The following is an 8558-nucleotide window of genomic DNA, read 5'->3' as shown; positions in this document are numbered from 1 at the left end:
GGATATTGTTAACAGCGGTGAAATACCTGTTTTCAAGGGACATATCCTGAATGATGATGACCTGGTGATTCGTCAGCATATTTTAAACATCATGTGTAAAGGAGAAACTTCATGGGCTTTGCCAGCAGCGCAAAGTGAAAGTTTCTTTGAAGGATTAGCGCGCATGCAAGCGCTCAGTGAAGATCATTTAGTGGAGATCGGTGAAACAGCATTGAAAGTAACACCCACAGGGAAACGGTTTTTACGAAATATCTGCATGACACTGGATGCAAGGCTTTGGGAAAATCAGCCTACCACACCACTTTTTAGTATGGCAGATTAATTACCTTACCTGCATTCTGCTACCGGACTACCCGGTTTTGATGGACTTAAGTATTTAATATTTAAGTCCATTCCTCTTAATATAAACCACAGGCCCAAAAATAACATCATAAAAGGAATGACCTTATTGATGCGATTTCTAAATAAGTTGCCCGTAAAACCCATACTTACCGTAGCCAATAACATTAATGGTGCTGTACCGAGTCCAAAATAAAACATATAAGCAGCAGCATTAACGATACCGCCCGTATTCACGGCACCTGCCAAGGCAAGATAAACAAAGCCGCAAGGCAATAAACCGTTGATCATACCGATGATTAAATGGTTAGCCCGATGTTTTAAAGCATAGCCAAATAACTTGTTAAAAGGTTTCAATAAAAATGAAGGCCCTTTACTGCCAGAGAATTTGAAAATCCTGGAACAAGCGGCGAAAATAATCAGCAGGCCGGTAAAAATACTGATGCCTTGCTGCATGCCGGCCATCCACAATTGGCGGCCAATTAAGCCAATTAGCAGGCCTAAAATACAATAAGAAATAATGCGGCCACCCTGGTAAAGCACTTTATCTAAAAGCAGGTAGCCTAAGCCAGGTTTAATAGAGGGCACGGCAAAGGCCAGTGGTCCACACATGCCAATACAATGTACACTTCCTAACAGCCCTATCATAAAGGCCAGGTATTGGTCACTCATTATAACATCACCTCCTTATCATATAAATAAGTTTTATCTAAACTAGACCATTCCACTTCCAGCTTCCATAAGCCATGGGCTTTATCTGCCAGTGGAATTTGAAATTGGTGTGCCGTATCGGTTTTCAATACCAGCTGCTGGTCCATCTTTTTGTTAGCCGTTCTGATTAATTTAACGGATCCTTCGGCAGCTTGCGAAAAGGTAAGCACCAGCTGATTGTTTACAATGCTCACTGCAGGCGCAGCCTTGTCGGTTTTAACATTTTCTTTTTTGTCGTAATCCTTATTGTAATTGATGCCTTTCTCGTAATAATCGTTATCAACAAGTGCATCGTCAGTACTTGTAATCATCAGTGTGGCCAAAACCCCTATGAAAGTCATAAAGGTCAGCATGCCTATTATTAGTTTTGTTCCCCAGTTCATCTTTTTAATCGTTAGGTGGTGCTATAAAGGTGGTGTTAAAATGTTCTATCACTTTTCCGGCCGACAAGAGTTTAAAGCCGATGTCAGACTTGTATTTTTTAATGCCCTGCTGCGGCATGACTACAAAAAAGGTAATTTTCACTGTGCCGCCATATTTCAGTTCATTCTCTTTTTGAATAAACTGAATGGTTGCTTTTGGATCGTCTGGTTGAATTTCAAACTTCAGGTCGGCACTGGTTTTATTCACCAGCTCTGCGGTATACAAGTTGCTGACCGTTTTATCCTGGTCGCGCAATTGGTAAAGCGTGCCGCTGGCCCTTAAAATGGTTGCCTTCACATCACTTCTGCTCAAGAGCAGGTAACCGAGTACTGTCATTAAAATTAACAAAACAGCGCTGTAACCGTATATCCTTTTACTCAATTTAAAAGGTTTTTTATATTTAATCTCGTCTTCAGATTTAAAACCAATGAGGCGTAAAGGGCGATCAATTTTTTCCATCACCATATCGCAGGCATCAATACAGGCTGTGCAGTTGATGCATTCCATTTGTGTACCCTGCCTAATGTCTATTCCCGTAGGACAAACATGCACACACAGTTTACAATCAATACAGTCGCCTAAATGATTTTCTTCTTTTTTGGCTTTTTTACCCCTTGGTTCACCACGTTCATAATCGTAGGCCACAATGATACTTTGGTTATCCAGCAAAACACCCTGTAAACGTCCATACGGACAAGCAACGGTACAAACCAGTTCTCGCATTCGCGAAAAAACAAGGTAAAATACCAGTGTGAAAATACAGATGGAAAGAAAGCCAGATAAATGTTGCGCTATGGGCTCGGTAACGATTTTTGTTAAAGCCGAAGTGCCTATAAAGTAGGCGAGGAAGATGTTGGCAATAAAAAAGGAGATCAGCAAAAACAGCCCATGTTTTAAGGTCTTTTTGCTTGCTTTTTCCAGTGTTAACGGACTTTCATCCAGTTTGCGCTGTTTCACATGATCCCCTTCAATCCAGTTTTCAATTTTCCGGAATACCATTTCCAGAAATATCGTTTGGGGACATGCCCAGCCGCAGAATACCCTTCCAAAAACAACGGTAAACAACACGATAAATACAATGAAGGTCAGCAGTGCTAATACAAATAAGTAAAAGTCCTGGGGCCAGAAAATGACACCGAAGAAGACGAACTTCCTTTCCAGTACATTTAATAAAATCAGCTGCTCGCCATTGAGCTTGATGAATGGCGCTGCAAAGAGCAGCGCCAAAAAAAAGTAACTTACAGCAGAACGGTATTTATAAAGTTTACCCTTAATGATTCGGGGATAGAGCCATTCTCGGTTTTGCATTTTATTATTTTTGTTTATCCCCTTCAGGCGCTTTAGCCCCCGGAGGGTTAGTACCTTGCAGCGATAAAATATAATTTGTTAAGTCAGCTATTTGTGTAGCACTTAAAGATTTCTCCCAGGCTATCATACCTTTTTCAGGCACCCCATATTTAATGGTTTTGAAAACATCTGCTACACCACCACCATGTAGCCAAAATTCATCGGTGAGGTTAGGGCCCACAATTCCTTGTCCCTGCTCACCATGACAAGGCGTGCATCGGTTAACAAATAAGCCAGCACCTGATGAAATAACCGCAGCATCGTTACTTTGAACAATGTTGTTTTCATTCACAGCATTCTTGGCATTGCCTGGTTTAGCTAAAAAGGCTTCTTTAGCAGCTACCGCGTCCAGCAGTTCAGTTTCATATTCCTGCTCCTGGTGAGGGCCCCAGCCTAAAACTTCATAGTTGAACATATAGACCACAGCAAAAATAATAGAGCCGTAAAATAACACCATAAACCAGCCAGGGGTAGGGTTATCTAACTCAGCGATGCCATCGAACTCATGTTCCATCACTAAATCCTTTTCCTCAGAGAGAGGCTTCAGTCCCATTAAACGGGAAATGATGGAAGGTTCAGCTTTTTTGAGTGCTTTAGCTTGCGCTGCTGCAAGGCGTATTTTTTCCTTTTCGGCTGCTGTAGCAAAAGGAGTGGGATTAATAGACTCTTTAACGTAAAATCTAATTACTTTAAGCAGCAATATAGACACGCCAAGGATCATGATGGCGGTGATGCCCATAGCAATCACCAATAAATCTGCGTAACTCATAGCGTTAGTCTTCTTCTTCGGTTAATGGGAGTTGGCTCATGTAGTTCACTTCTTCTTTTTTCATCATCCAGAGGATTAAACCTACCATCAGAAAAAAGAATAAAAATATACCCAGGGAAGTGATTAAATACACTTGTTTATCGTCTACCTGGTTTAAAAATTGCTTAAACATAGCTGTGTTTTTTAATAATTATTTAGCTTTAATATCTGTTCCCAAACGTTGCAGGTAGGCAATCAGCGCAATAATCTCTTTGTCGCTTTTTACTTTTACATTGTTCTTCTGCAAGTCTGCCGCTATGCCCTGTGCCTGAACATCAAGGTCATTGTTAGCCTGGTTTTCATAACCTTCCTCATAAGGAACACCAAGGGTACGCATGGCATTGATTTTAGTAATGGTGTTTGTGGTATCTAAGGACTGTTCCATTAACCACTCATAAGCTGGCATAATGCTGCCCGGCGACATGGTTTGCGGGTCAATTAAGTGGTTATAATGCCATGCATTAGAGTATTTACCACCTAGACGCTGCAAATCAGGACCTGTACGTTTTGATCCCCATAAATGCGGGTGATCATAAACAAATTCTCCGGCTTTGCTGTATTCACCGTAACGTTCAGTCTCTGAGCGGAAAGGGCGGATCATCTGGGAGTGGCAGTTTACACAGCCTTCTTTGATGTAAACATCACGACCTTGCAATTCCAGAGGAGAGTAAGGTTTTACACTGGTGATGGTAGGGATATTTGACTCAATGGTGAACGTCGGCATCATTTCTATACCGCCACCAATCAAGATAACAACAAGAGAAAGCACCATGAACACCATAGGTTTACGTTCAAGGATGCGGTGTAACTTTTTATCAGAGCCTACAGGCACATAAACAGCTGCCAATGGCATGGCTTCAGCAGGTTCATCAGCCAATAGTTTTCCTGTAGCAGCAGTTTTAATGAGGTTATAAGTCATCACGATGACCCCAATTAAATAGAAAGCACCACCTATAGACCTCAACACATACATGGGAAGAATCTGGATTAAGGTTTCAAGGAAATTTGGGTACCTTAACACACCTTCTTCAGTAAATTCTTTCCACATCAGGCCTTGTGTAAAGCCGGCGAAATAAAGAGGTACGGCATAAAATATAATCCCCAGGGTGCCAATCCAGAAATGGAAGGAGGCTAGTTTTTTAGAGTATAAATCAGTTCTGTAAATTCTTGGAATCAACCAATATAAGATGCCGAAAGTTAAGAAACCATTCCAGCCTAAAGCACCTACGTGTACGTGTGCTACTATCCAGTCGGTATAGTGAGCTATGGCATTAATTTGTTTTAAAGCAAGCATAGGGCCTTCAAACGTGGCCATACCATAAGCGGTTAAGCCTACCACCATAAACTTCAGTTTTGGATCTTCACGGACTTTATCCCATGCACCACGCAGGGTAAGTAAACCATTGATCATACCGCCCCAGCTTGGTGCAATCAACATAATGGAAAAGGCAACACCCAATGATTGTGCCCAGCCCGGAAGCGAAGTATACAATAAATGGTGAGGACCTGCCCAGATGTAAATAAAAATTAACGACCAGAAGTGAAGGATACTTAACTTGTAAGAGTAAATAGGGCGGTTGGCCATTTTAGGAAGGAAATAATACATCATTCCTAAATAAGGTGTGGTTAAAAAGAAGGCTACCGCATTGTGGCCATACCACCATTGTACAAGGGCATCTTGCACACCTGCAAAAAGATAATAACTTTTAAAAGCAGATATAGGGAGCTGAAAGGAGTTGACGATGTGTAAAACGGCAACGGTAACAAATGTGGCAATGTAAAACCAAATGGCAACATACATGTGTTTTTCACGGCGTTTAAATATGGTACCGAACATATTGACTCCAAAGACGACCCAGATGAGCGTAATGGCAATATCAATTGGCCATTCCAGTTCTGCATATTCATGAGAACTGCTCAAGCCTAAAGGAAGGGTAATGACCGCCGAAACAATAATCAGCTGCCAGCCCCAGAAATGGATTTTGCTTAAAACATCACTGAACATCCTTGCTTTAAGCAGTCGCTGCAAGGAGTAATAGACGCCCATAAAAATGGCGTTACCAACAAAGGCAAAGATGACCGCGTTGGTGTGTAAGGGCCTGATGCGGCCAAATGTGGTGTATTGGTTTCCCAAATTCATGGAAGGTGCGAAAAGCTGTGTTGCAACGAGCAGTCCGACTGTCATGCCAATGATACCCCAAACGATGGTGGCAATGGCAAAGTTCCTGACAATTTTGTTGTCGTAGTAGAATTTCTCAGTCATACTTATAATAATGGATGGTTTTTGATGGGGGTAAAATTACAATAGCCCATAGCGTGGGAGAATGATGTTAATCGTTGCTAAATTTGATCTTCATCACTTTTTTGAGGGGCTGGATTCTCCAGCTCCTCATCGAACAACATTCTGATGGATGGGGTATAAGTATCATCATTCTGACCTGATTTTGCAGCCCAAAAGAACGCTAATAGAAAGAGGAGGGCCAGCATAATGCTGAGGCCAATCAGGAGGTAGAGGATGTTCATAATAGCTTGTTTTTTCTGGCATACAATCTTGCGCTGATGCTGGTGAATAAAATGATGGTGACGGTACTGATGGGCATTAAGATGGCCGCAAAAAGGGGCGACATTAATCCCTGGACGGCAAAGAACAAACCGATAAAATTATAGGTGAGCGAAATGGCAAAACTCATGTGGATGACTTTTACGGCATCTTTTGCCTGCTGAATAAATTGCGGTATTTTATTGAAGCTGGCACCATCCAAAATGGCATCACAACCTGGTGTAAAGTTGTTGATATTATCGGTTACAGCTACACCCAGATCGCTTTGTTTCAAAGCCCCGGCATCGTTTAAGCCATCACCAAACATCAGTACTTTTTTTTCTGCCTGCTGTAAGGATCTTACATAATCAAGCTTGTTTTGTGGCGACTGCTGAAAATGCATTTGCTGCACCCTGGGAAAAAAAGGCACCAGGTTTTTGCGGTCATGATCCTGATCGCCAGATAAAAGATGCAAGTCTGCTTGTTTACCCAGTTTTAAAATCAGTTCTTTAAAACCAGGGCGCCATTGCTGACTGGAGAAAAAGCAGCCCATGTAAATATTGTTGATGACTACATGTACCTGGCTTCGCTGAGGACTTTCTTTTAAAGTTAAGCCTAAAAAGGCGGCGCTGCCAATTTTCACCTGCATGCCATTGAGGGTGCCACTGAGGCCACGACCAACTTTTTCTTTGTAGTCTGCCACCTGGTAGATCACGGGTAAATCTATCCATTTAACCAGCTCCCGACTTAAAGGGTGCCCGGAGTTTCTGGCCAGATCGCTCACCAGTTGTTTTTCCTCTTTGGTTAAATTACCTTCAAAGATGAAACCACTGGCCTCTGGATTGGTGATGGTACCTGTTTTGTCAAATATAAAAGTGTCTATTCGGGCCAGCTCCTCAATAACCGCTGTGTTTTTTAAATAGAACTTATTTTTATCGAAGATGCTGAGAACGGCGGCGAGGGTGAATGGCGAACTGAGGGCGAGGGCACAAGGACAGGCAATGATCAATACCGCGGTAAAAGAAGCCAATGCTTTGGTAGGATCCTGGAAAAGCCAGAATGCACCTGCACTGAAGGCCACTAAAAGTAAGACCACGCTGAAATATTTGCTGGCCTTGCCGCTAAAAGTTTTAATGCGGTCTTTATCTGCCGTAAAGGTTTCATTATTCCATAACCTGGTGAGGTAACTTTGCGAAACCGCTTTAACCACTTCTAGCTCTATGGCACCAGATAGTTGTCGGCCGCCAGCATAAACTACTTCGCCTAATACTTTTTTAACGGGCAAAGATTCACCGGTTACGAAACTGAAATCAAGGTTGGCCTCGCCATTCAGTAAAATAGCATCTGCAGGAATAATTTCATTACTGCGGATTAATATACGATCGCCTTTTTTAAGTAGATTTAAAGGAACGGGTTTATCCTTTCCATCGGCAATGACGGTAACGGCAACAGGGAAATAGGAGCGGTAGTCTCTTTCAAAAGAAAGGTGATGGTAAGTATGCGCCTGCATCCATTTACCCACTAAAAGAAAAAATACCAGGCCACAGAGGGTGTCTACAAAACCAGCGCCGCTGCCAGTTGCAATCTCTGCAATGGAGCGTAAAAACATCACGGCAATGCCCAATGCCAGGGGGAAATCAAGGTTGAGGACACCGTTTTTGAGGTTCAGCCATGCAGATACAAAATAATCCTTTGCACAGTAAAACACCACAGGGATAGAGAAGGCAATATTGAGCCAGCCAAAGAAGGTTTGAAACTCTATCTCTAATTTCGAAAGGCCGAAATATTCAGGAAAGCTTAGCAACATGGTGTTACCGAAGCAAAAACCCGCTACAGCAATTCTGGTGATCAGGGCTCTATCGGCTACAGAAGATTGTTGCTTTTTAACAACATCCTGCAGGCTAATTAAAGGTTCATAGCCAATCTGGGCTAAAGTTTCCACTAAACCCCGTAAAGAAAGATCCTGGTTTTTAAAGGTAATGGCAACTTGTTTTTTCAGAAAATCTATTCTCGACTGTACAATTGCCGGGTTGATTTTATATAGGTTTTCCAGCAACCAAATGCAGGAGCTGCAATGGATGGCCGGAATATATAAAGTGATGACCGTTATTTTCTCATCACAATAATCAACCAGGTCGGCCGCTACTGCAGGCTCATCGAGGTAGTCGAAGTGGAGGTTTTGTTGTTTTTGGGTTTTCCCGGGTATATCATTATAAGCGTAATAATTACCTAAATTGTGGCTCGACAAAATTTGATAAACCCCTTTGCAGCCTACGCAGCAAAAGTTCTTATCATCTTGTTGTAATGGACTAGAAGGCAGGTCATCACCACAATGGTAACATTGTGTAGCTACAGCTAAATCTTTGGTCTTTAACATAGGGCAAACATTAT

8 protein-coding genes and 1 pseudogene are annotated in these 8558 nt (G+C 42.1%); 1 reads left to right on the top strand and 8 read right to left on the bottom strand.

From position 1 onward, the window contains the following. Nucleotides 1-322 (top strand): annotated as a pseudogene (locus ACR2F7_RS09830) (oxygen-independent coproporphyrinogen III oxidase); the annotation flags it as partial. 5 nt (nucleotides 323-327) lie between these two features. Here the strand turns inward: ACR2F7_RS09830 and ACR2F7_RS09825 are convergent. From ACR2F7_RS09825 to ACR2F7_RS09790, 8 genes are all read right to left on the bottom strand, one after another. Beyond that, complete coding sequence (locus ACR2F7_RS09825) at nucleotides 328-1011, bottom strand: sulfite exporter TauE/SafE family protein (RefSeq protein ID WP_432713396.1); 684 nt, start codon at nucleotides 1009-1011, stop codon at nucleotides 328-330. After that, a complete protein-coding gene (locus ACR2F7_RS09820) occupies nucleotides 1011-1433 on the bottom strand; it encodes a FixH family protein (RefSeq protein WP_432713395.1) in 423 nt (140 codons plus the stop codon). Before ACR2F7_RS09820 ends, ACR2F7_RS09825 begins: the two co-directional genes overlap by 1 nt. Nucleotides 1434-1437: 4 nt before the next feature. Further along, on the bottom strand, nucleotides 1438-2781 hold the full coding sequence (gene ccoG, locus ACR2F7_RS09815; RefSeq protein ID WP_432713394.1) for a cytochrome c oxidase accessory protein CcoG: 1344 nt from the start codon (nucleotides 2779-2781) through the stop codon (nucleotides 1438-1440). Between the two features lie 4 nt (nucleotides 2782-2785). Continuing rightward, nucleotides 2786-3589: a cbb3-type cytochrome c oxidase N-terminal domain-containing protein gene (locus ACR2F7_RS09810; RefSeq protein ID WP_432713393.1), complete on the bottom strand. Its 804-nt coding sequence runs from the start codon at nucleotides 3587-3589 to the stop codon at nucleotides 2786-2788. A 4-nt stretch (nucleotides 3590-3593) separates the two neighbouring features. Next, nucleotides 3594-3761, bottom strand: a complete 168-nt coding sequence (locus tag ACR2F7_RS09805; protein ID WP_432713392.1) for a hypothetical protein — start codon at nucleotides 3759-3761, stop codon at nucleotides 3594-3596. An 18-nt stretch (nucleotides 3762-3779) separates the two neighbouring features. Further along, a complete protein-coding gene (gene ccoN, locus ACR2F7_RS09800) occupies nucleotides 3780-5891 on the bottom strand; it encodes a cytochrome-c oxidase, cbb3-type subunit I (protein ID WP_432713391.1) in 2112 nt (703 codons plus the stop codon). A 77-nt stretch (nucleotides 5892-5968) separates the two neighbouring features. Next, nucleotides 5969-6151: a cbb3-type cytochrome oxidase assembly protein CcoS gene (ccoS, locus tag ACR2F7_RS09795; protein ID WP_432713390.1), complete on the bottom strand. Its 183-nt coding sequence runs from the start codon at nucleotides 6149-6151 to the stop codon at nucleotides 5969-5971. Further along, complete coding sequence (locus ACR2F7_RS09790) at nucleotides 6148-8544, bottom strand: heavy metal translocating P-type ATPase (protein WP_432713397.1); 2397 nt, start codon at nucleotides 8542-8544, stop codon at nucleotides 6148-6150. The genes ccoS and ACR2F7_RS09790 overlap by 4 nt, the downstream gene beginning before the upstream one ends. Between the last annotated feature and the right edge of the window lie 14 nt (nucleotides 8545-8558).

This window comes from Pedobacter sp. (assembly GCF_045628745.1).
Lineage (GTDB): Bacteria > Bacteroidota > Bacteroidia > Sphingobacteriales > Sphingobacteriaceae > Pedobacter.
The sequence above is the reverse complement of the archived record's forward strand: the minus strand, read 5'-3'. Positions and strand labels throughout refer to the sequence as shown.